The following is a 21,394-nucleotide window of genomic DNA, read 5'->3' as shown; positions in this document are numbered from 1 at the left end:
TCTTGGATCCAACCCTAAACATCCGGTTGAATCAGGAGGCCGCAGCCATGGACAAAGTCGTCATCATCACGGGGGGCAGCCGTGGCATTGGCGCCCAGACAGCATTGCTCGCGGCTCGCCAGGGCTATCGCATCTGCATCAACTACCAGGCGGATGAAGACGCTGCCCACCATGTACTTGATCAGGTCCGCGCATTGGGCGCCCAGGCGATTGCCGTGCGGGCCGATGTCAGCATCGAGGATGAAGTGATCGGCCTGTTCAATCGCGTTGATGCGGAGCTGGGCCGGGTCACCGCGCTGGTCAATAACGCCGGCACCGTGGGGCACAAGTCGCGGGTCGATGAAATGTCCGAGTTTCGTATCCTCAAAATCCTCAAGACCAATGTGTTGGGCCCGATCCTGTGTGCCAAGCACGCGGTGCTGCGCATGTCGCCCCGCCATGGCGGGCAGGGCGGCAGTATCGTCAACGTGTCGTCGGTGGCGGCGCGGCTGGGCTCGCCGGGTGAGTATGTCGACTACGCCGCCTCCAAGGGCGCGCTGGATACCTTCACCATCGGCTTATCGAAAGAGGTCGCAGGTGAGGGTATCCGTGTCAACGCGGTACGCCCTGGCTATATCTTTACCGACTTCCATGCCCTGAGCGGCGACCCGGACCGGGTCAGCAAGCTGGAGTCGGGTATACCCATGGCGCGGGGCGGGCGCCCGGATGAAGTGGCGGAGGCGATTATTTGGTTACTGTCGGACAAGGCGTCGTATTCCACCGGAACATTCATTGACCTGGGCGGTGGCCGTTAAGGCGCTGGCCGATCAGGTCCGCAGCGTGCGCAGCACCTCGTAGCCGTACCAGGAGAACTGCCGGAGCAGGTCGGCTTCGGAGTGCTTCACCACGCCATAGCCGCAGTTGGAAAAACCCTCGATATGGCCATTGCGGCTATCGCTGCCATTGAGGGTTCGATCATCGACGTTATCGAGAAAACGCAGCACTTTATCCAGATCGTAGGCCGCATCAGCTCTGGCCTGCGGGTCTGGATTGGCTTGCGTCCAGTCGCCGACCTGTCGCTTGAGGTCATCGACGACCTGATAGAAATCGCAGCCCTTGAGGAAGTTTTTTGTCACGCTACTGTGTTCGATGATCGCCTCTGCCGAGCGATGAACACCGGCAGGGCGCCCGCTCGGGCCTTTCATCTGGCGCACCTGTTGTTGTTCCGCCCAGTGCATGTAGTGGTGAGGGACGGGAAAAGGCTTCAGGTTAAGGGGGGCACGTGTGGGCAGTGGGCAGTTTTTCCAGGTAATCACGCGGGTCTCTTTATTCGGTCTGTGGAGGCCTCTGAGTCGTTAAGACGCGACGGTAGGTTCCATTTAGAACGAGCGCACAATCCGCCCTAATGTCTCCATGGCCTTCTCCGAGGCTTCGTTCCACGGGCTGCCATAGTTCAAGCGTATGCAGTTTCTGAAGCGCTGGGTCGCGGAAAAGATCGGCCCCGGCGCAATGCTGATGCCCTGGGCCAGGGCCATCTGGAACAACTTCAGCGAGTCGGTCTGCTCCGGCAATTCCAACCACAGGAAATAGCCTCCCGCCGGTTGGCTGACCCGGGTTTGCGCGGGGAAGTAGCGGGCGATGGCCGCCAGCATGGCGCTTTGCTGTTCTTCCAGGGCGTAGCGCAGTTTGCGCAGGTGCCGGTCATAGCCGCCGTGTTGCAGGTAATCGGCAATCGCCGCCTGGGCCGGCATCGATGGGCACAGCGAGGTCATTAGTTTCAGCCGCTCGACCTTCTGTGCAAAGCGCCCGGCGGCGACCCAGCCCACGCGGTAACCCGGCGCCAGGCTCTTGGCAAAAGAGCCGCAGTGCATCACCAGCCCTTCGGTATCGAAGGCCTTGGCCGGTTTCGGCGCTTGTTGCCCGTAATACAGCTCGGCGTAGACGTCATCTTCGATCAACGGCACTTGATGGCTGCGCAGCAGTTGCACCAGCGCCTGTTTTTTCTCTTCAGGCAGCGTGGCGCCCATGGGGTTCTGGAAGCTGGTCATGGTCCAGCAGGCCTTGATCGGATAGCGCTCAAGGCTTTGGGCCAAGGCGTTCAGGTCGATACCGTCACGCGGATGCACCGGAATCTCCACGGCCTTGAGCTTCAGGCGTTCAAGCACTTGCAAGCAGGCGTAGAACGCCGGCGCTTCGATGGCGACCAGGTCGCCCGGTTCGGTCACGGCCTGCAGGCACAGGTTGAGCGCTTCGAGGGCGCCGTTGGTGATCAGCAGTTCCTCCATCGGCAGCATCAGGCCGCCGACCATATAGCGCAGGGCAATCTGACGGCGCAGTTGCGGGTTGCCTGGCGACATGTCGGTGACCACCAGGCGCGGGTCCATTTCGCGGCTGGCACTGGCCAGGGAGCGAGCCAGGCGCGGCAGCGGGAACAGCATGGGGCTGGGGAAGGCCGAGCCGAAGGGCACGGTGTTGGGGTCTTTGATCGAATCCAGTACCGAGAACACCAGCTCACTCACGCCTACATCGGTGGACTCATGCACCTGCTCACTCACCACCGGTTCGGAAAACGGGCTGGGCGCATGGGTGTTGACGAAGTAGCCAGAGCGGGGGCGTGCGCGAATCAGGCCACGACGCTCCAGCAAATAGTAGGCCTGGAACACGGTGGACGGGCTGACGCCGTAGGCCTGGCTGGCATAGCGCACCGATGGCACGCGCTGGCCGGGGCCGAGGACGCCGGAGCGGATCAGTTCTGCGATGTCGTCGGCGAATTTTTCGTAGCGTTTCATGGCGGCCTAATTAGCTTTTTGAATGTGTACGCAGGGCGAACTGTAGGAGCGAGCTTGCTCGCGAAAAACGTCAACGATAACGCGTGTTTCCTGAATGAACGCGGCGCTGGTAAGTTTTTCGCGAGCAAGCTCGCTCCTACAGTTGATTAGCGATTCAAGGGGGCAACGAAGCGGCTGTCGGCAGCGGTATAAATCCACGGCTCATCCACATCCGTCACTTTAAAACGGATAGTCTGAGAACTGCTGGCCGGTGTGTCCGCCAGCAACGCCACCGACACCGGTACATCGACAATTTCCCCGGGCGCCAGGCTGACCTGGGTCTTGCCTTGCAACTGGAAGCCCTCGGTGTCCACCAGTTCCAGGCGGTAGTCCTGGCGCTGCTGGGTCTTGTTGATCACCTTGAGGCTGTAGATGTTCTCGATCAAGCCCTGGCTGTTTTCGCGGAACATACCACGGTCCTTGGTGACATCCAGCGACACCATCGGCCGTTCAATCAGGGCCACCACCAACGCCGCAATCATCACCAGCAGCACGGCACTGTAGCCGATCAGGCGTGGCCGCAGCAGGTGAGTCTTGCCCCCCTGCAATTGATGCTCACTGGTGTAACTGACTAAACCACGGGCATAGCCCATTTTGTCCATGATCGAATCACAGGCGTCGATGCAGGCCGCGCAGCCGATGCATTCCATTTGCAGGCCGTCGCGGATGTCGATGCCGGTGGGGCATACCTGCACGCACAGTTGGCAGTCGATGCAATCGCCCAGGCCAACCTCGGCTGGCTGCACGTCACGTTTACGCGGGCCACGCTGCTCGCCACGGGCGGCGTCGTAGGAAATGGTCAGGGTGTCTTTATCAAACATCACACTCTGGAACCGTGCATAGGGGCACATGTGCATACACACCGCTTCGCGTAGCCAGCCGGCATTGATGTAGGTGGCGCCGGTGAAAAACAGTACCCAGAACAGGCTCACACCGCCCATCTGCCACGTCAGCAATTCAGCGGCCAAGGGGCGGATCGGGGTGAAATAGCCTACAAACGTCAGCCCGGTCAACACACTGATACCCAGCCACATCGTGTGTTTGGCCGAGCGCCGTGCCAGCTTGTTCAGGCTCCAGGGCGCGGCCTGCAGTTTGATGCGCTGGTTGCGTTCACCCTCGGTGACCTTTTCACACCACATGAACAGCCAGGTGAACGAGCTTTGCGGGCAGGTGTAGCCGCACCAGACGCGGCCGGCAAACACCTTGATTGCAAAGAGGCCGAAGGCACAGATGATCAACAGCGCCGAGAGCAGGATGAAGTCCTGAGGCCAGAACGTCGCACCAAAGATATGAAATTTGCTCTCGGCCAGGTCCCACAGTACGGCTTGGCGCCCACCCCAGTTCAGCCACACGGTGCCGAAAAAAGCCAGGAACAGCAGGCCGGCACCGGCCACGCGCAAGGTGCGAAACAGGCCGGTAAAACTGCGGGTATGGATCAGGTTGTCGCTGGATTTGGCCTTCACCTTCTTTGGGTGAATGGGCTCAAAGGTTTCCACGGTTGGGATTCGTTCGCTCATGGTCGTTCGCTCATCAGCCTCCATCAGGCCGATGAACTATGGGCGACGGGCTGTTTGCATAACAGACTCAGGTTGAGTGATAAAAAGCGGATCAGATAGGTTTGGCGCGTTCGTGTGCGTCAATGTGCTGCACCCCCAGGGCATAGGGGTGCAGGGATTCATTGGATTCGATGATACAGATCAATCAAATCACCGAACCAGGCTCTTGCGCCTTCACATGGTTACGGCCATCCGTGGCCCCTTCAACCGTCAGCGCGTCGGCTTCGGCTTCAGTGATATAGATCCGCTCGCCCGCCAGGTCCACATAGGACATGGCTTTGTCATTGTCGGTAAGGATCTTCACGCGGGTGGCTGGCAGGCTTTGCTCCTGGCCGTCCACGCCGAGCGTGAAGTAGCACAAATGGTTGTCGATGCGAAGGGTCATGGCGATCTCCTTTCTATGGGCTATATAGCCTTAGGCGGCACCTATGGAGGCAGGTTCCAGGCAACTGACTGGCGGTCTGCGCTGTCCACCCTTTATCTATCCATAATAAAAAGGAGCGCATCCATGGACGCCTGGTGGCATCTGGTATGGCAAACCCTGCAAGCCGAATTCGCCGACATCGGCGATGCCCGGCAACTCACCCAAGTGACCGTGCGCCTGCTGATCGCGGCGATCCTCGGCGGCATCCTGGGGTTTGAACGTGAGCACAAGGGCAAGGCGGCCGGGGTGCGCACCCATATGCTGGTGGCACTGGGCGCCGCGCTGTTTGTGCTGGTGCCGCAGATGTCCGGCAACCAGGCAGATGCCATGAGCCGTGTGGTTCAGGGGGTGATTGCGGGCATTGGCTTCCTCGGTGCTGGCACCATCCTCAAGGGCAAGGAAGACGAGGAGGGCCAGCATGTGAAGGGCCTGACCACGGCGGCCGGGTTGTGGATGACCGCCGCCATTGGCGTGGCGGCGGGCATGGGCCGTGAATCGACCGCGGTACTCAGTACCCTGCTGGCCCTGGCGGTGTTCAGCATCATGCCCAGAATCGTCAAAATGTTGGATAAATGATGCCGCATTATGGATCACTGGATGCTTGGCGAATGCCAGGCTTGGATCCCTATTACTGGCGGCATAGTCGTCGGCGGCTCCTCCACGGGCGGTGGGTCGTTTTCCGGCGGTTCTTTCTCCGGAACGGGCGCCGGTTCGCCGGGCGGCAGCGGCGGGTTGTCGATATTCGGATCTTCAGGTTCCGGGGGGATCGGGATATTCATCGGTGTGGCCTCCTTTGTGCTTTGCTCTAGCGGTGGACCGCGGCCTGGGGCAATTGATTCCCTGCCCAGTGGCGGCATATCCACCTGAACTTTTGCTGCGCGCCCAGGCTCGGACCTTAAACGGCCACGCTCGGGGAGAGCGCCGCCGCCTTTGAATTCGGATCAAGCCAAGAGCGTCCACAGGGCGTAAGGGGAAGATGCTCGATGACTGCTGAAACACTGGTTCCAGAAGACTCCGTGCTGCCGCTGTCCCAGGCGCTGCTGTTACCCAGGATCGCGATCGAAAGCACCATGCCGGTCATCGACAACGGTGAGTTTGCCGTCAAGGCAGTGGTGGGCCAGCGGGTCCATGTGACCAGCAAAGTATTCGCCGATGGCCACGATAAACTCGCGGTGTTGATCCGCTGGCGCGCGCTGGGAGATGAAAGCTGGCACAGCGTGGTCATGCTGGATATCGGCAACAATGGTTGGGAGGGCGCGTTTACTGTCGCCCGCCAAGGCCGCCATGAGTACTGTATCGAAGCCTGGATCGACACCTTTGCCAGCTTTTGTTACGAACTGTGCAAGAAGCATGAAGCTGGCGTGCCAGTCAGCCTCGAGCTGCAGGAGGGCCGCAGCCTGGTGTTGCAGGCCGCCCAGCGCAGTGACAATGAACTGCGTGACCGCTTGATGTTGTTGCACCATGAGCTCTCCGGCCTGCTGGAAACCGAGCAGGTGGCGTTGTTCCTGCACGAAGACAGTGCACACCTGATGACCCAGGCCGACCATCGTGCCTATTTGAGCGTCAGCCCCGCGTACCCGATTGACGTGGAGCGTGAGGCCGCACAATTTGCCAGCTGGTACGAGCTGTTTCCGCGCTCGATCACCGACGATCCGGCGCGCCACGGCACGTTTAACGACGTGCATGCGCGTTTGCCGATGATCCATGACATGGGTTTTGACGTGCTGTACTTTCCGCCGATTCACCCCATCGGCCGTAGCCATCGCAAGGGTAAGAACAACTCACTCACCGCCGGCCCCGATGATCCCGGCAGCCCTTATGCCATTGGCAGTGAGGAGGGCGGTCACGAGGCGATCCACCCGCAGTTGGGCACGCGCGATGATTTTCGCCGGCTGGTCCAGGCCGCTGCCGACCACGGCCTGGAAATCGCCCTGGACTTCGCGATCCAGTGCTCCCAGGACCACCCTTGGCTCAAGCAGCATCCGGGCTGGTTCAATTGGCGCCCGGACGGCACGATCAAGTACGCAGAAAACCCGCCGAAAAAGTATCAGGACATCGTCAACGTCGATTTCTACGCGGCCGATGCCATCCCGAGCCTGTGGACCGAACTGCGCGATATCGTGGTGGGTTGGGTGGAAGAGGGCGTGAAGACCTTTCGCGTCGACAACCCGCACACCAAGCCGCTGCCGTTCTGGCAATGGCTGATCAGCGACGTGCGCGCCAAGTACCCGGAGGTGATCTTCCTCGCCGAAGCCTTCACCACCCCGGCGATGATGGCGCGCCTGGGCAAGGTCGGCTATTCCCAGAGCTACACCTACTTCACCTGGCGCAACACCAAGGCTGAGCTGAGCGAGTACCTCACCCAACTGAACCAGTCGCCCTGGCGTGAGTGCTACCGCCCGAACTTCTTCGTCAATACGCCGGACATCAACCCCGGTTTCCTGCATGAATCCGGCCGAGCAGGCTTCCTGATCCGCGCCGCGCTGGCCACCATGGGCTCGGGGCTATGGGGGATGTATTCAGGCTTTGAGTTGTGCGAAGCCGCGCCGGTGCCGGGCAAAGAGGAATACCTGGACTCGGAGAAGTACGAGATACGCCCCCGCGACTTCACTGCGCCCGGCAACATCATCGCCGAGATCGCCCAGCTCAACCGCATCCGCCGCCAGAACCCGGCGTTGCACACGCACCTGGGGCTCAAGCTCTACAACGCCTGGAACGACAACATCCTGTATTTCGGCAAGCGCAGCGAAGACGGCAGCAATTTCATTCTGGTCGCCGTCAACCTCGACCCCCACAACGCCCAGGAAGCTCACTTCGAATTGCCACTGTGGGAGATGGGCTTGCCCGACGATGCCCAGACCCAGGGCGAAGACTTGATGAACGGCCACCGCTGGACCTGGTACGGCAAGACCCAATGGACCCGGCTGGAACCGCAGATGCCGTTCGGCATCTGGCGCATCAGCACATCCTGAGTGCTCGTTCCCACGCTCTGCGTGGGAACGTCTCACTTGACGCTCTGCGTCGCGCTTGGGACGCGGAGCGTCCGGGGCTGCGTTCCTACGCGGAGCGTGGGAACGATCCTCGAGAACTTTGTATTTTCAGGAGTTTGCAATGGCCAAGAAACCCAAGGCAGCCACCTTTATCAAAGACCCGCTCTGGTACAAAGACGCGGTGATCTACCAGGTTCACGTCAAATCCTACTTCGACTCCAACAACGACGGCATTGGTGACTTTGCCGGGCTGATCGCCAAACTCGACTACATCGCCGACCTGGGCGTGAACACCATCTGGCTGCTGCCGTTCTACCCCTCGCCGCGTCGTGATGACGGCTACGACATTGCCGAATACCGCGGCGTGCACAGCGACTACGGGACGATGGCCGACGCCAAGCGCTTTATTGCCCAAGCCCACCAACGCGGGCTGCGCGTGATCACTGAACTGGTGATCAACCACACCTCCGACCAGCACCCTTGGTTCCAGCGTGCGCGCAAGGCCAAGCCAGGCTCGGCCGCACGGGACTTCTACGTGTGGTCGGACGATGACCAGAAGTACGACGGCACGCGCATTATTTTCCTCGACACCGAAAAGTCCAACTGGACCTGGGACCCGGTGGCCGGCCAGTACTTCTGGCACCGCTTTTACTCGCACCAGCCCGACCTCAACTTCGATAACCCGCAGGTCATGAAAGCCGTGCTGTCGGTGATGCGCTATTGGCTCGACCTGGGCATCGACGGCCTGCGCCTGGACGCGATTCCCTACCTGATCGAACGGGATGGCACCAACAACGAAAACCTCGCCGAAACCCACGACGTCCTCAAGCAGATCCGCGCCGAGATCGACGCCCATTACCCCGACCGCATGCTGCTGGCCGAAGCCAACCAATGGCCGGAAGATACGCAACTGTACTTTGGCGACAGAAAGGGCGACGACGGCGATGAATGCCATATGGCATTCCACTTCCCACTGATGCCGCGCATGTACATGGCGTTGGCCCAGGAAGATCGCTTCCCCATCACCGACATTCTGCGCCAGACCCCGGAGATTCCTGCCAATTGCCAGTGGGCAATTTTCCTGCGCAACCATGATGAGCTGACCCTGGAAATGGTCACCGACAAAGAGCGCGACTACCTGTGGAACTACTACGCTGCAGATCGCCGGGCCCGCATCAACCTGGGCATTCGACGGCGCCTGGCGCCGCTGGTGGAGCGTGATCGTCGGCGGGTGGAACTGCTTAACAGCTTGTTGCTGTCGATGCCGGGCACGCCGACCTTGTACTACGGCGATGAAATCGGCATGGGCGACAACATCTACCTGGGCGACCGTGACGGCGTGCGCACGCCCATGCAATGGTCCATCGACCGCAATGGCGGTTTTTCCCGTGCCGACCCGGCCAGCCTGGTGCTGCCGCCGATCATGGACCCGCAATACGGCTACCAGTCGGTCAACGTCGAGACCCAGGCCCAGGACCCGCACTCATTGCTCAACTGGACCCGGCGCATGCTCGCAGTGCGCAAACAGTCCAAGGCGTTTGGCCGTGGCAGCCTGAAAATGCTCTCGCCGACCAACCGGCGCATCCTGGCCTATACCCGTGAATACACCGGTGAAGACGGCCACACCGAGATCATCCTGTGCGTGGCCAACGTGTCGCGCAGCGCCCAGGCGGCGGAGCTGGACCTGTCGGCCTTTGCCGGCATGGTGCCGGTGGAGATGCTCGGCGGTAATGCCTTCCCGCCGATCGGCCAGCTGAATTTCCTGCTGACCCTGGCGCCCTATGGTTTCTATTGGTTCGTGCTGGCCGCGGAAAACCAGATGCCCAGCTGGCATGTGGAACCGGCGCAAAGCATGCCTGACTTCACCACTTTGGTACTGAAAAAACGCATGGAAGAGTTACTGGAAGAACCTTGCCGCACCAGCCTGGAGCACACTTCACTGCCGGCCTGGCTGCCCAAGCGTCGCTGGTTTGCCGGCAAAGACACGGCAATCGACACGGTGCGCATCGCCTACGGCGTGCGTTTTGGCGACCCGCAGCAGCCGGTGTTGCTCAGTGAGATCGAAGTGACCAGTGCTGGCCAGGTCAACCGTTACCAACTGCCCTTGGGCTTCCTTGGCGAAGACCAGTTCACCAGCGCCTTGCCCCAGCAATTGGCGTTGGCCCGAGTGCGACGTACCCGGCAGGTAGGGTTAGTAACCGATGCCTTCAGCCTTGAGCATTTTATCCTTGAGGTGATCCAGGCCATGCAGGCCGGTACCGTGCTGAGTACCCCTGACGGCGATCTGCGGTTTGAGGCGACTGAACACTTGGCCGCGCTGCAACTGACCCGTGAATCGCCGGTGCGTTATCTGTCTGCCGAGCAGTCCAACAGCTCGGTGGTGGTCGGTGACAGCCTGGTGCTCAAGCTGATTCGTAAAGTCAGCGCCGGTGTGCACCCGGAGCTGGAAATGAGCGCCTACCTGACCGCCGCCGGCTACCCGAACATTTCGCCGCTGCTGGGCTCTATGAGCCGCCGCGACGGGCAGGGGCAGGACAACCTGCTGATGATCGCCCAGGGTTACCTGAGCAACCAGGGCGATGCCTGGAGCTGGACCCAGAACAACCTGGAGCGGGCGATCCGCGATGAGCTGGCCGACGCGATCTCTGAACAGGAACAGCACTACAACGCCCTCGGTGAGCTGGCGGATTTTGCCGGTTTGCTCGGTCAGCGCCTGGGTGAAATGCACGTGGTCTTGGGCGCGCCAACGAGCGATAAAGCCTTCAAGCCCGAAGTCACCACGGCCAAGGACGCCCAAGCCTGGGCCAAGGATGTCGGCGCTCAGATCGACCGTGCCCTGCAGTTGCTCAAGCTTCATCAAAGCCAGTTGAACCCCGCCGACCAGGCGTTGGTCAGTGAATTACTGGCGCAGAAAAAAGCCATCGCGGCGCATGTTCAGGCGTTGGCCAAAGCCACGGCGGGCGGGTTGCGCATTCGCGTCCACGGTGACTTGCACCTGGGCCAGGTATTGGTGGTCAAGGGCGATGCCTACTTGATCGACTTCGAAGGCGAGCCGGCGCGGCCGCTGCATGAGCGGCGCGGCAAGCACAGCCCTTATAAGGATGTGAGCGGTGTGCTGCGTTCCTTCGATTATGCGGCGGCCATGGCGCTGAATGTGCAAGGGGTGGATCACACGCCAGAAGCGAACGCGGCGCGCAAGCGAGTGACCGACCGCTACCTGAATGAAGCTCGCGTAGCATTTACCCAGGCTTATCAGGCCGCTGCGTCTACACTGGCGCATGACTGGCAGGATGCCAACGGCCACGACGCAGCGCTGACCTTGTTCAGCCTGGAAAAGGCCGCGTACGAAGTGGCCTACGAAGCAGAAAACCGCCCGACCTGGCTGCCGGTGCCCCTGCAAGGGCTGCACGGCTTGCTGAGCGGGCTGACACCTATATCTAAACCTGTACGCGGTGGGGAGACGTCATGAGTTTTACACAGAGAGAACCGCTGCAGCCCAAGTTGACTGCATTGCCGGCGTCCAAGGACGTCGATGCGCTGGTGCGCGCCGAGCACCCCGATCCTTTTTCGATCCTGGGGCCCCATGATGACGAGCAGGGCGGCCAGTTTATCCGTGCGTTCCTGCCGGAGGCCCTGAGTGTTCAGGTGCTGGCGCGTGACACGGGCGAGCCGTTTGGCAGCCTCGACGCCACCCAGGTGCCGGGCCTGTTTGTCGGGCACTTCAGCACTCGCCAGCCCTACCTGCTGAAAATCCAGTGGGCCGGCGGCGAACAGATCACCGAAGACCCTTACAGCTTCAGCCAATTGCTGTTGGGGGAAATGGACCTGTACCTGTTTGCCGAAGGCAATCACCGTGACCTGGGCAACTGCCTGGGGGCGCAGGTGGTCAGCGTCGACGGCGTGCAGGGCGTGCGCTTTGCCGTCTGGGCGCCGAACGCACGGCGGGTTTCGGTGGTGGGCGACTTCAATATCTGGGACGGGCGCCGTCATCCGATGCGCCTGCGCCATCCATCGGGCGTGTGGGAAATCTTCATTCCGCGCCTGCAGCCGGGCGCAGCTTATAAGTACGAAATTCTCGGCGCCCACGGCATTTTGCCGCTCAAGGCCGACCCCGTGGCGCTGGCCACCCAACTGCCGCCGGACACCGCTTCCAAGGTCGCCGCACCTTTGCAAGTGGATTGGCAGGACCATGAGTGGATGCAATCGCGGGGCGACAAGCAGAAATCCACCGCGCCGTTGTCGATCTACGAGCTGCATGTGGGGTCCTGGCAGTGCGAGTTGGACGAGGCCGGTGAAGTGGCCCGTCAATATGGTTGGCGCGAACTGGCCGAGCGGCTGATTCCTTACGTTCAACAATTGGGCTTCACCCATATCGAACTGATGCCGATCATGGAGCACCCCTTTGGTGGCTCCTGGGGCTATCAGGCATTATCCCAGTTTGCCCCCAGCGCACGCTTTGGCTCGCCGGAAGACTTTGCCTGGTTCGTCAATGCCTGCCATCAGGCCGATATCGGTGTGATCCTCGACTGGGTGCCGGCGCATTTCCCCACCGATACCCACGGTCTGGCGCAATTTGACGGTACCGCGCTGTATGAATACGCCAACCCCCTGGAAGGCTTTCACCAGGACTGGGACACGCTGATCTACAACCTGGGCCGCACCGAGGTCCACGGTTTCATGCTCGCGTCGGCTTTGCATTGGCTCAAGCATTTCCATGTGGACGGCCTGCGCGTGGACGCCGTGGCCTCCATGCTGTATCGCGATTATTCGCGCAAGGCCGGTGAATGGGTGCCCAACCGCCATGGCGGTCGCGAGAACCTGGAAGCCATCGACTTCTTGCGGCACCTGAACGACGTGGTCGCCCTTGAAGCGCCGGGCGCCTTGGTGATTGCCGAGGAGTCCACGGCCTGGCCGGGCGTCAGCCAGCCGACCCAACAGGGTGGCCTGGGCTTCAACTACAAATGGAACATGGGCTGGATGCACGACTCCTTGCATTACATCCAGCAAGACCCGGTGTACCGCGCCCATCATCACAACGAGCTGAGTTTCGGGCTGGTGTATGCCTGGTCCGAGCGCTTTATCCTGCCGATTTCCCATGATGAGGTGGTGCACGGCAAGCACTCGCTGATCGACAAGATGCCCGGCGACCGCTGGCAGAAATTTGCCAACCTGCGCGCCTACCTCAGTTTTATGTGGATGCATCCGGGCAAGAAGCTGCTGTTCATGGGTTGCGAGTTTGGCCAATGGCGCGAGTGGAACCACGACCAGCAACTGGATTGGTATTTGCTGCAATACCCCGAGCACCGTGGCGTGCAGAAGCTGGTGGGCGACCTGAACCGCCTGTACCGCGAAGAGCCTGCGTTGCACGAACAGGACGATGCGCCCCAGGGCTTCCAATGGCTGATCGGTGACGACGCGATCAACAGCGTCTACGCCTGGCTGCGCTGGAGCAAGGATGGCAAACCGGTGTTGGTGGTTGCCAACTTCACCCCGGTGCCCCGCGAAGGCTACGCGGTCGGTGTGCCGTTTGGCGGGCGCTGGAGTGAGGTGATCAACAGTGATGCCGACACCTACGCCGGCTCCAATTACGGTAACGGTGGCGCCGTGTTTACCCAGGATGAGCCGCGCCATGGGCAACCGGTGTCGCTGTCGCTGAACTTGCCGCCCTTGGGTGTGCTGATTTTGCGGCCCGAGGAGCCTGAAACGCTCTAGCGCGGCGGATGCTGCTGTTCGGCTTGCTGGCAAGGTGCCACAATGGCGCTTTGTCGTCGCCGTTCACACAGGCAAATCCCATGAATAGCCTCGGGCAAGATCAGGGTCACCAAATCGAAGAGCAGGTGCGAACCGACCGTTTGCACCAGCTGTTTCGTCAATCATTCTCCGCTATCTTCGGCAGCTACCTGGGCGCCGTCATGCTCTGCTGGCTGTGCTGGGACCGGTTCGATCATCAGGTCATCCTGGTGTGGCTGGTACTGCTGGCGGGCTCGTCATTGGTGCGCCTGCATTTGTTCGTGCAATGGTTTCGCTGCCCGGACGCGGGGCGTACACCCGCCCGTTGGGAACGCCGCTACTGGGTCACGCTGATGCTGTCGGCGGGGATCTGGGGCGGCGGGGCGCTGGCGGTGATGCCGGTCGATGACCGTTTATCCCAGGTGTTGGTGATGCTGTTTACCGTGGGCATGTCGGTCAGCGCGGTGTCCTGTTATTCGGCTTATCGTTACATGACGCTGGGTTCCATGGCGCTGGTGTTGCTTCCCTGTACGGTATGGATGCTGCTCCAGCCCTCACCGATGCAAGTCGGCGTGGCGCTGGCGGTGCTGGTGTTTGCCTCGTTTGTGGTCGGGGCGACGCACAAACTCTCCGATGCCCTGGAGAAAGCCTTTCGCCTGACGCGGCAGATGGAGCGCGCTCATCATATTTCCACCCGTGCCGCCCAGACCGATGAGCTGACCGGGCTGATGAATCGTCGGGCGTTTTACGAGCAGGCCCAGTTGCTGTACGCGCAGTGCCTGCGCGAGCAGCAGCCGTTGTGTGCGTTGATGATGGACATGGACCACTTCAAAGCCATCAATGACACCTATGGCCACCAAGTCGGTGACCAGGTGTTGCGCCAGATTGGCGCAGTGATCAGCGCATCCTTTCGCCAGACCGATATCTACGGTCGCCTGGGAGGCGAGGAGTTTGCGGTGTTGCTGCCCAATACCTCATTGGAGACCGCGCGCGGCATTGCCGAGCAGTTGATCCAGAAAATTGGTGACTTGCCCGCCGACCCGGTCCAGGGGGTGAGCGCCAGCCTGGGCGTGGCGTCCACCCACGCTCAGCATCTGGATTTGAACGGCTTGATGAACAGCGCCGACAAGGCCCTGTACCAGGCCAAGGCATCGGGCCGCAATCAGGTGGCGGTCGTCGACTGATCCTTGCACATCGCCTTTGCCAGCACCCGCGCAACCTGGTCGGCGGAGTAGGGCTTGGCGAGGAATTCAAAGCCTTCATAGCCGCTGTCCGCCAGTTCCTCACTGTAGCCGGAGACGAGTACCACGGGCAGGTCCGGGCGGCGCTGGCGCAGCAGCTTGGCCATGGCCACGCCGGTCATGCCGGGCATCACCACGTCGGAGAAAATCGCGTCAAACCCCTGAACGTCATTGCCGGCGAGATTGAGCGCCTGTTCGGCATTGGTCGCCCAGGTGGTCTGGTAACCCAGGTCCTTGAGGATCTGGCTGGCGAAGCGTCCCACCTCAAGGTTGTCCTCGACGATCAGCACATGCTGATGAGCCGCCTCTTGCGGCGCAGGCAGGTCTGCATGCGGGTCTTGATCCGGCGCCGCTTCGCCTTCGACTTGCGGCAGGTACAAGGTAAACACCGTGCCGTGGCCCAGGGTGCTGGCCACATCGATATTGCCGCCTGACTGCTTGGCAAAGCCGAATACCTGCGACAGGCCAAGGCCCGTGCCTTTGCCCACGGCCTTGGTGGTGAAGAACGGCTCGAAGATGCGCTCGAAGGTATCGCTGGGAATCCCGGTGCCGGTATCGGCCAGGGAGATCGCGATGTAGGGCATGCACGACTCGGCATCCCCGCGGATACGTGGCAGCGTTTGCTGCCCGGCGACCTTCAGAGTCAGGGTACCCTGGCCGTCCATCGCATCGCGGGCGTTGAGGGCGATGTTGATCAGCGCGGTTTCGAACTGGCTGGGGTCGATGCGCGCATAGCAGGGCTGATCAGGCAATTGCACCTGCACATGAATGCGCGCGCCGGTGACGCTTTCGAGCATCTCGCCGATGTTCTGCACGCGCTGGCCGACATCGAACACCTGCGGGTTCAACGGTTGGCGACGGGCAAAGGCGAGCAGTTGGCTGGTGAGCTTGCTGGCCCGCTCCACGGTGTCGGACACCGCGCACATATAACGTTGCCGACGCTCTTCGGACAGGCCCGGTTGGCGCAGGAAATCCACGGATGAGCGGATAATGGTCAGCAGGTTGTTGAAGTCATGGGCGACGCCACCGGTCAGTTGGCCGATGGCCTCAAGTTTTTGTGACTGGCGCAGTGCAGCTTCGGCTTCGGCCAGCGCACGGGTACGCTCATTCACGCGCTGCTCGAGGTTGGCATTGAGTTCCGCATAGGCGGCCAGGCCCTTACGCACGGCGGCGTCGGCGCGCACGCGCTCGATGTGCGCCCAGGAACGCTCGGTGACTTCGCCCAACAGCGCGATGTCGTAGGACGACCAAAAACGCGGCACTTTGTCGTGTACGGCCATCAGGGCGGTGAGCCGCCCGTCTTTGATCAAGGGCATGCAAATAGTGGCTGTCACACCGAGCGCCTGGAAGCTTGCGGCATCATGGGGCGGCAACTCGATCAGGTTATTGCGTATCACCAGTGGCTCGCCGGCACGCAAGCAGTTGACGGCGCACTCGCCAAACGCCGCCAGGCTGTAATGGCCGATGATGCTCGGCGAGCCTTGCGCCGACCAGTCGCCGCGAATGGAGAAGCCGTCTTGATCTTCGTCCATGTCGGCGTAGGCGCAGATGGATACCTGCAGGTGCTGGGCCAACAAACGGGTGGTCGACGTCATGATGGTTTCGGCGTCGGTGGCGTTGGTCACGCAGTTGCTAATGGCGTCCAGCACTTCAAGACGACGGGCCAGGAACACCGTGGCAGTGGTTTCGGTCACCGTGTCGAGCAGACCGACCACCACGCCCTGGGCGTTGCGAATCGGGCTGTAGCAAAAGGTGAAATAGGCTTGTTCCGGCGCTTCGTTGCGTTGGATCAACAGCGGGAAGTTTTCGATATAGGTGGCGTGCCCGTCGAACGCAGCGTCGGCGATAGGGCTGATATCGTCCCACACCTCGTGCCAGATCTCGTTGAACGGGCGGCCCAAAGCGTCGGGTTTGCTGCCCAGGATCGGCGTGAACGCGTCGTTGTAGAGGGTAATCAACTGAGGCCCCCAGACGATGGCCTGGGGGAAACTTGACGCGAAGGACAGCGCAACGGTTGTCTTCAACACATCGGGCCAGTGCTCAAGCGGCCCCAGGGGCGTATTGGCCCAATCATGCTGACGAACCCGCTCTGCCATTTCGCTGCTGCCTTGCAGCCAATTCATCATTGGGTTCACACCTTGCTTGCCACGCATTGTTTAGCTTTGAAGAGTCACACCGACTAGCAACAGACCGGAATGACCGCATTCAGTTCAGCGCGATTATCTCCCTGATAGCACTTTGATTTCATTGTCTATTTGCACGCCGTCATCATTGGCCGGGTTGGGCCGGCGCCCAACCTTCATTGCGTGCCGAATAACCCCGTCCAATAGATGCCCGCGTCACTCTTGGGGTCCATCGCGTAGGCGGCGCCCAAATCGCGAAATTGCGGGTTCATCAGGGTGGCGCAGTGGCCGGGGCTGGCGAGCCAACCGTCGACGACCTTGCGCGGCGTGTCGAGGCCGGCGGCGATGGTTTCGCCGATGTTCTTCGCGATATACCCGGCCAGTTCGGCGCGGTCACCGGGTGTACGCCCGTCGTGGTCCAGGTGGTCGAAGAAGTTGCCGTTGGCCATGTTGCGCGTGTGGCTGTTGGCCGCGCTGGCCAGCGTGTCGTTCCACGACAGCGGTGTGGTCGCGGTGAACGCCTGGCTGCCGCACTGGCGCGGCTCGGCACGCGCGGTGTTGATCAGGTCGAGCAGTTTTCTCCCTTCGGTCTGCCAGTCGCCCAGGCCACTGGTCAGCAGCGGGCGGGCCAGCACGATGCGCCAGTCCTGGCCGCTGTTGCTGACGCCGATGTCGACAAATTGCGGATCGAGCACTACGCGGCAGAAGCTCTCGCGTACCGCTTTCATCGCAGCCTCGGCGTCTTTGGGCCCGGACAGGCTGATGGCCTGCACGTTCACCATTGGGTACGCAGCCCGCGCCAGCGACTGCTGCAAATCGCCGACATTGGAGGCCGGCAATACCAGCCGTGTGTCGCTGGCCAGCGGTGGCAGCTCCTGGGAGCCCTGGTCACCGCAGCGTTGTACCTGGCTGCGGTATTGGTTGATCTGTTGGACTAACTGACTTTCTTCATTCGCCATCGCGCTGGCGCAGAACACCGTAGTGGCGGCCAGCGTCGTAAGACCCATCATCAATGACAGAACGCGCATGGACGTTACCCTTGAGCTTGAAAGTGCCCATGATGCGCGATCCAGGTGCATCCATGCACCCGTTGGTCCGAACTTTTTTGCTCAGTTCTTGAATGCCGAGTGTTTCGCGCCCTGATCGCAGAGGGCAAACACCACCACCAACAAGGCAGAAATCGCCAGGATCACCACCACACCATCGGTGGAGTGGGTGGCCGAGGCCGCTACCATCGACAGTGCGCCCAGCGGTGCCAGGCCACCAGCAATGGCGGTGCCGATTTCGCGCCCGGTGCCAAAGCCCGAAGACCGCGTTTGCGTCGGGAACTGCCGGCTCAGGAACGAGCCCTGGGGCGCAAACATCATCGGCGCGAGGATCCCGGTGCCCACACCGATGGCGAGGTAGATCATCAGGCTTTCACCACTGTTGAGCAGGGCCAGGAACGGGTAGGCGAACAACAGCGAGCACAGCCCGCCGAGCATCAGTACGGTCTTGCTGCTCCACTTGTCACACAGCCAGCCAAAGCAGGGCACGGCGACGATGGCCACTAGGCTGGCGATGGTCACCGACAGCGAGGTGACATGCACATCCACGCCTTTGAACTGTGTCAGGTACGCCAGGGAGAAGGTCTTGAAGATGTAGCTCAGGGCGTTGTAGCCAATCGCGACAAAAAACACCACGGCGAGGCCCTTGAGGTCGTTCTTGAACAAGGCTTTGAGGGGGGATGGCTTGGCCTTGGCTTTTTCCGTGCTCAGCGCTTCGAACTGCGGAGTTTCGGGAATGCTGTTGCGCACCCACAGGCCGACGCCCACCAGCACGATGCTGCAGATAAACGGAATGCGCCAGCCGCCAGCCAGCAGGAACTCGTTGCCGTTGATGGTCAGCAGGTAAATGGTCAGCGAGGACAGCAACAGGCCCAGGTTCAGGCCCAATGCCGGCCAGGCGCCCTGGCTGCCACGCTTGCCCTGGGAGGCGTGTTCGTAGGAGGTGACCGCCGCGCCCGACAGCTCGGCTCCTGCGCCCAGGCCCTGGATGATGCGGATAAACACCAGCAGGATCGGCGCCCATATGCCGATGGAGGCGTAGCTGGGGATCAAGCCGATTAAGGTGGTGCACACGCCCATCAGGCAGAAGGTCAGCACCAGCACTTGCTTGCGCCCGAACTTGTCGCCCAGGTAACCAAACAGGATGCCGCCGAAAGGGCGGGCGATAAAGCCGATGGCAAAGGTCGAAAAGGCCATCAGCGTGGCAGTCTTCGGGTCGCTGTTATCGAAGAAGATCTTCGAAAACACAATCGCCGCCATGGTGGCGTACAGGTAAAAGTCGTACCACTCCAGCATCGAGCCGAAGATGGTGGCGGCGGCGACTTTGCGCAGGCGCTTGCGGGTTTGTTCGGGCGTTTCGGTACCGGGGATGGAGGCGGATGCCGACATGCTGGACTTCCTTCTGGGTCTTTGTAGTTATTGTTGGGTGAACGGGCGGTGCGGTCTTACTGGGGGTGGAACAGGCGGTCGGCGATCATCGCGCCGATGGGCATGGCTGAGGTGGCGGCCGGCGAGGGCGCATTGCACACATGCAGCATTCGTGAGGTTTGGGCGAACAGAAAGTCGTGCACCAAGCTGCCGTCGCGCATCACTGCCTGGGCACGGATACCGGCCTCGTAGGGCAGCAGGTCATCGAGGGTCAGGGACGGGCAGTACTTGCGGCACTGCTCCAGGTAGCCGGACTTGAATAAGGAGTTCTTCATCTCGGTGGTGCCCGAACCGAGGTTTTGCCAGAGGGTTTTCCAGAAACCCGGGAAGCTGGCGTACTGCGCCACGTCGCGCCAGTTCACCGAGAACTTGCGGTAGTTCTCGCGGCCAAGGCCCAGCACGGCATTCGGGCCGACGGTGACGCTGCCGTCGATCATGCGGGTCAGGTGTACGCCGAGGAAGGGCAGCTCCGGGTCGGGGATCGGGTAGATCAGATGGTTGACGATGTTGTTCTTTGCGGCAGGCAGGCGGAAGTATTCGCCACGAAACGGGATGATCTGATGCTCGATGCGGATACCGGCCAGGCGCGCCAGGCGGTCTGACTGCAGGCCGGCGCACACCACCAAATGGCGGGCCTGCCAGGCCTCGCCCTCGGTGTTGACGGTGACCGTATCGGTGTTTTCGTGGATGGCAGTGACGGTGCGTTCCAGGCAGATCTGCCCACCGTTGCGACGAATCACCTGGGCCATGGTCTCGCACACCTGGCGGTAATCCACAATCCCGGTGGCATCGAGAAACAAGCCGCCGAGGCCGACGATGTTCGGTTCACGCTGGCACAGTTGTTCGGCATTCAAGCGCTCGACCTGCATGCCATTGAGCTGGGCACGGGCGTACAGCGCTTCCATGCGTTGCATTTCCAGCGGGCTTGAGGCCACCAGCAGCTTGCCGCACACCTCGAATTTGATCCCGTGTTCGCGGCAGAACTGCTTGGTGGCTTCGGCGCCGCGCTTGCACAAATCGGCCTTGAGGCTGCCGGGCGCGTAGTAGATGCCGGCATGGATCACGCCGCTGTTGTGGCCGGTCTGGTGTTTGGCCAGCACCGACTCTTTTTCCAGGATCACCAGCGACGCGCCAGGTTGGCGCTCGAGCAGTTCCATGGCGGTGGCCAGGCCGACGATGCCGCCGCCGATAATGCAAAAGTCATGAATCATTGCAGGGTTACCTAAGGCTGAACATTTCAGTCTGCTTATCAGGTTGTCAGACTAATGTTTTTGTTAAAAAAATGGCGTGTCCGGGGACACGCTGCAAACAGAACGGATCAATTCGTGGTCGGTAATTCCAGTTGCAGGCGCCGCGCCGCGGCACGCAGGTGCGCCTCGGCACAGGCAGCAGCACATTGGGCGTCGCCATCGGCAATGGCCTGGTAGAGCTGTTGGTGTTCCTGGGTCGCGTCGGCCGAACCGGTGGCAAAGCGCGAGGCCGAGTTTTCCCACGCGGTTTTACGCGCGCTGGCCAACTGGCTCCTGAGGAAGTCATGGAAGGCCACGAAGTAGTCATTCTTGCTGGCGTCGGCAATGGCGCGGTGGAATTCCACATCGGCCAGGGCTGCGGCTTCAAAGTTGTCGCGCTTGTCCTGCATGGCCTGCAACGCGCTTTTCATGCGTTGCAGGTCGGCGCTGTCGCGGCGCTGGGCGGCAATCGAAGCGGCCTGGGTTTCGATCCACAGGCGCACTTCGAACATCTGCGCCAGGTCAGGTCGTCGACCGTTGGGCTGCGGAAACCGAAACACCGTGCCCGCAGGGGTCTGCGAAATAAACGAGCCCAGGCCACGGCGGGCGGTGAGCACACCGTCGGCCTTGAGCTGGGCAATGGCTTCACGCACCACGGAACGGCTGACGTTGAGTTGTTCGGCCAGTTGCTGTTCGGTCGGCAGGCGCGACTCCGGGGCCAGTTGGCCGGATTCGATTTCTGCGCGAATGGCGCTGACAACCCGTACGACGAGCGAATCGGGGCGCTGGAGTTCAAGCATGGGAAAACCTTGGTGATCAG

General features: G+C 61.3%; 16 protein-coding genes. 6 read left to right on the top strand and 10 right to left on the bottom strand.

Going from position 1 to position 21,394, the window contains the following annotated elements; all coding sequences use genetic code 11:
* Positions 1-47 precede the first annotated feature (47 nt).
* Entirely contained in the window at positions 48-794 is a 747-nt protein-coding gene (locus PSH76_RS14375; RefSeq protein ID WP_032892040.1) for an SDR family oxidoreductase, read from the top strand.
* Between the two features lie 12 nt (positions 795-806).
* On the opposite strand, the gene PSH76_RS14370 is transcribed toward PSH76_RS14375, so the two are convergent.
* The 4 genes from PSH76_RS14370 to PSH76_RS14355 all read right to left on the bottom strand — a co-directional run bounded on the left by PSH76_RS14370 (position 807) and on the right by PSH76_RS14355 (position 4,748).
* Positions 807-1,184 carry a hypothetical protein gene (locus PSH76_RS14370; RefSeq protein WP_138762639.1) on the bottom strand — a complete coding sequence of 126 codons (378 nt, stop codon included), beginning with the start codon at positions 1,182-1,184 and terminating at the stop codon, positions 807-809.
* A gap of 174 nt (positions 1,185-1,358) precedes the next feature.
* Entirely contained in the window at positions 1,359-2,768 is a 1,410-nt protein-coding gene (gene mapR / locus PSH76_RS14365) for a GntR family transcriptional regulator MpaR (RefSeq protein ID WP_032892039.1), read from the bottom strand.
* 146 nt (positions 2,769-2,914) lie between these two features.
* Positions 2,915-4,324, bottom strand: coding sequence for a cytochrome c oxidase accessory protein CcoG (ccoG, locus tag PSH76_RS14360; RefSeq protein WP_305494365.1), 1,410 nt, complete (start codon positions 4,322-4,324; stop codon positions 2,915-2,917).
* A gap of 184 nt (positions 4,325-4,508) precedes the next feature.
* Positions 4,509-4,748 carry a DUF3203 family protein gene (locus tag PSH76_RS14355; protein ID WP_032892037.1) on the bottom strand — a complete coding sequence of 80 codons (240 nt, stop codon included), beginning with the start codon at positions 4,746-4,748 and terminating at the stop codon, positions 4,509-4,511.
* A 123-nt stretch (positions 4,749-4,871) separates the two neighbouring features.
* Here PSH76_RS14355 and PSH76_RS14350 point away from each other — a divergent pair, with 123 nt between their 5' ends.
* On the top strand, positions 4,872-5,363 hold the full coding sequence (locus tag PSH76_RS14350; RefSeq protein ID WP_305494364.1) for an MgtC/SapB family protein: 492 nt from the start codon (positions 4,872-4,874) through the stop codon (positions 5,361-5,363).
* A gap of 14 nt (positions 5,364-5,377) precedes the next feature.
* Here PSH76_RS14350 and PSH76_RS14345 read toward each other — a convergent pair whose 3' ends face one another.
* Entirely contained in the window at positions 5,378-5,566 is a 189-nt protein-coding gene (locus PSH76_RS14345; RefSeq protein ID WP_032892035.1) for a hypothetical protein, read from the bottom strand.
* A 204-nt stretch (positions 5,567-5,770) separates the two neighbouring features.
* Here PSH76_RS14345 and PSH76_RS14340 point away from each other — a divergent pair, with 204 nt between their 5' ends.
* The 4 genes from PSH76_RS14340 to PSH76_RS14325 all read left to right on the top strand — a co-directional run bounded on the left by PSH76_RS14340 (position 5,771) and on the right by PSH76_RS14325 (position 14,691).
* Complete coding sequence (locus tag PSH76_RS14340) at positions 5,771-7,759, top strand: alpha-1,4-glucan--maltose-1-phosphate maltosyltransferase (RefSeq protein WP_305494363.1); 1,989 nt, start codon at positions 5,771-5,773, stop codon at positions 7,757-7,759.
* A 139-nt stretch (positions 7,760-7,898) separates the two neighbouring features.
* The gene (gene treS, locus PSH76_RS14335) at positions 7,899-11,246 is read left to right on the top strand and encodes a maltose alpha-D-glucosyltransferase (protein ID WP_305494362.1); all 3,348 of its coding nucleotides are present in this window, start codon (positions 7,899-7,901) and stop codon (positions 11,244-11,246) included.
* The gene (gene glgB, locus PSH76_RS14330) at positions 11,243-13,489 is read left to right on the top strand and encodes a 1,4-alpha-glucan branching protein GlgB (protein WP_056784830.1); all 2,247 of its coding nucleotides are present in this window, start codon (positions 11,243-11,245) and stop codon (positions 13,487-13,489) included. The genes treS and glgB overlap by 4 nt, the downstream gene beginning before the upstream one ends.
* An 80-nt stretch (positions 13,490-13,569) precedes the next feature.
* Positions 13,570-14,691 carry a diguanylate cyclase gene (locus PSH76_RS14325; RefSeq protein WP_032897453.1) on the top strand — a complete coding sequence of 374 codons (1,122 nt, stop codon included), beginning with the start codon at positions 13,570-13,572 and terminating at the stop codon, positions 14,689-14,691.
* Here PSH76_RS14325 and PSH76_RS14320 read toward each other — a convergent pair.
* From PSH76_RS14320 to PSH76_RS14300, 5 genes are all read right to left on the bottom strand, one after another.
* Positions 14,670-16,874 (bottom strand): ATP-binding protein, encoded by a 2,205-nt coding sequence (locus PSH76_RS14320; protein ID WP_032892031.1) that lies wholly within the window; start codon positions 16,872-16,874, stop codon positions 14,670-14,672. The genes PSH76_RS14325 and PSH76_RS14320 overlap by 22 nt on opposite strands.
* 173 nt (positions 16,875-17,047) lie before the next feature.
* Positions 17,048-17,899, bottom strand: coding sequence for a CAP domain-containing protein (locus tag PSH76_RS14315; protein WP_032892030.1), 852 nt, complete (start codon positions 17,897-17,899; stop codon positions 17,048-17,050).
* A gap of 81 nt (positions 17,900-17,980) precedes the next feature.
* Positions 17,981-19,306: an MFS transporter gene (locus PSH76_RS14310; protein ID WP_047710754.1), complete on the bottom strand. Its 1,326-nt coding sequence runs from the start codon at positions 19,304-19,306 to the stop codon at positions 17,981-17,983.
* Positions 19,307-19,362: 56 nt separating this feature from the next.
* Positions 19,363-20,556, bottom strand: coding sequence for an L-2-hydroxyglutarate oxidase (lhgO, locus tag PSH76_RS14305; RefSeq protein ID WP_305494361.1), 1,194 nt, complete (start codon positions 20,554-20,556; stop codon positions 19,363-19,365).
* Between the two features lie 107 nt (positions 20,557-20,663).
* The gene (locus tag PSH76_RS14300; protein ID WP_305494360.1) at positions 20,664-21,374 is read right to left on the bottom strand and encodes a FadR/GntR family transcriptional regulator; all 711 of its coding nucleotides are present in this window, start codon (positions 21,372-21,374) and stop codon (positions 20,664-20,666) included.
* Positions 21,375-21,394 lie beyond the last annotated feature (20 nt).

The organism is Pseudomonas sp. FP215, from assembly GCF_030687795.1.
GTDB classification, from domain to species: Bacteria; Pseudomonadota; Gammaproteobacteria; order Pseudomonadales; family Pseudomonadaceae; genus Aquipseudomonas; species Aquipseudomonas salmasensis.
The sequence above is the reverse complement of the archived record's forward strand: the minus strand, read 5'-3'. Positions and strand labels throughout refer to the sequence as shown.

Excerpts from the sequence above, each read along its gene's own strand:
- PSH76_RS14375 (WP_032892040.1), top strand. The coding sequence starts at position 48 with ATGGACAAAGTCGTCATCATCACGGGGGGCAGCCGTGGCATTGGCGCC.
- PSH76_RS14370 (WP_138762639.1), bottom strand. The coding sequence starts at position 1,184 with ATGAAAGGCCCGAGCGGGCGCCCTGCCGGTGTTCATCGCTCGGCAGAG.
- mapR (WP_032892039.1), bottom strand. The coding sequence starts at position 2,768 with ATGAAACGCTACGAAAAATTCGCCGACGACATCGCAGAACTGATCCGC.
- ccoG (WP_305494365.1), bottom strand. The coding sequence starts at position 4,324 with ATGAGCGAACGAATCCCAACCGTGGAAACCTTTGAGCCCATTCACCCA.
- PSH76_RS14355 (WP_032892037.1), bottom strand. The coding sequence starts at position 4,748 with ATGACCCTTCGCATCGACAACCATTTGTGCTACTTCACGCTCGGCGTG.
- PSH76_RS14350 (WP_305494364.1), top strand. The coding sequence starts at position 4,872 with ATGGACGCCTGGTGGCATCTGGTATGGCAAACCCTGCAAGCCGAATTC.
- PSH76_RS14345 (WP_032892035.1), bottom strand. The coding sequence starts at position 5,566 with ATGAATATCCCGATCCCCCCGGAACCTGAAGATCCGAATATCGACAAC.
- PSH76_RS14340 (WP_305494363.1), top strand. The coding sequence starts at position 5,771 with ATGACTGCTGAAACACTGGTTCCAGAAGACTCCGTGCTGCCGCTGTCC.
- treS (WP_305494362.1), top strand. The coding sequence starts at position 7,899 with ATGGCCAAGAAACCCAAGGCAGCCACCTTTATCAAAGACCCGCTCTGG.
- glgB (WP_056784830.1), top strand. The coding sequence starts at position 11,243 with ATGAGTTTTACACAGAGAGAACCGCTGCAGCCCAAGTTGACTGCATTG.
- PSH76_RS14325 (WP_032897453.1), top strand. The coding sequence starts at position 13,570 with ATGAATAGCCTCGGGCAAGATCAGGGTCACCAAATCGAAGAGCAGGTG.
- PSH76_RS14320 (WP_032892031.1), bottom strand. The coding sequence starts at position 16,874 with ATGATGAATTGGCTGCAAGGCAGCAGCGAAATGGCAGAGCGGGTTCGT.
- PSH76_RS14315 (WP_032892030.1), bottom strand. The coding sequence starts at position 17,899 with ATGCGCGTTCTGTCATTGATGATGGGTCTTACGACGCTGGCCGCCACT.
- PSH76_RS14310 (WP_047710754.1), bottom strand. The coding sequence starts at position 19,306 with ATGTCGGCATCCGCCTCCATCCCCGGTACCGAAACGCCCGAACAAACC.
- lhgO (WP_305494361.1), bottom strand. The coding sequence starts at position 20,556 with ATGATTCATGACTTTTGCATTATCGGCGGCGGCATCGTCGGCCTGGCC.
- PSH76_RS14300 (WP_305494360.1), bottom strand. The coding sequence starts at position 21,374 with ATGCTTGAACTCCAGCGCCCCGATTCGCTCGTCGTACGGGTTGTCAGC.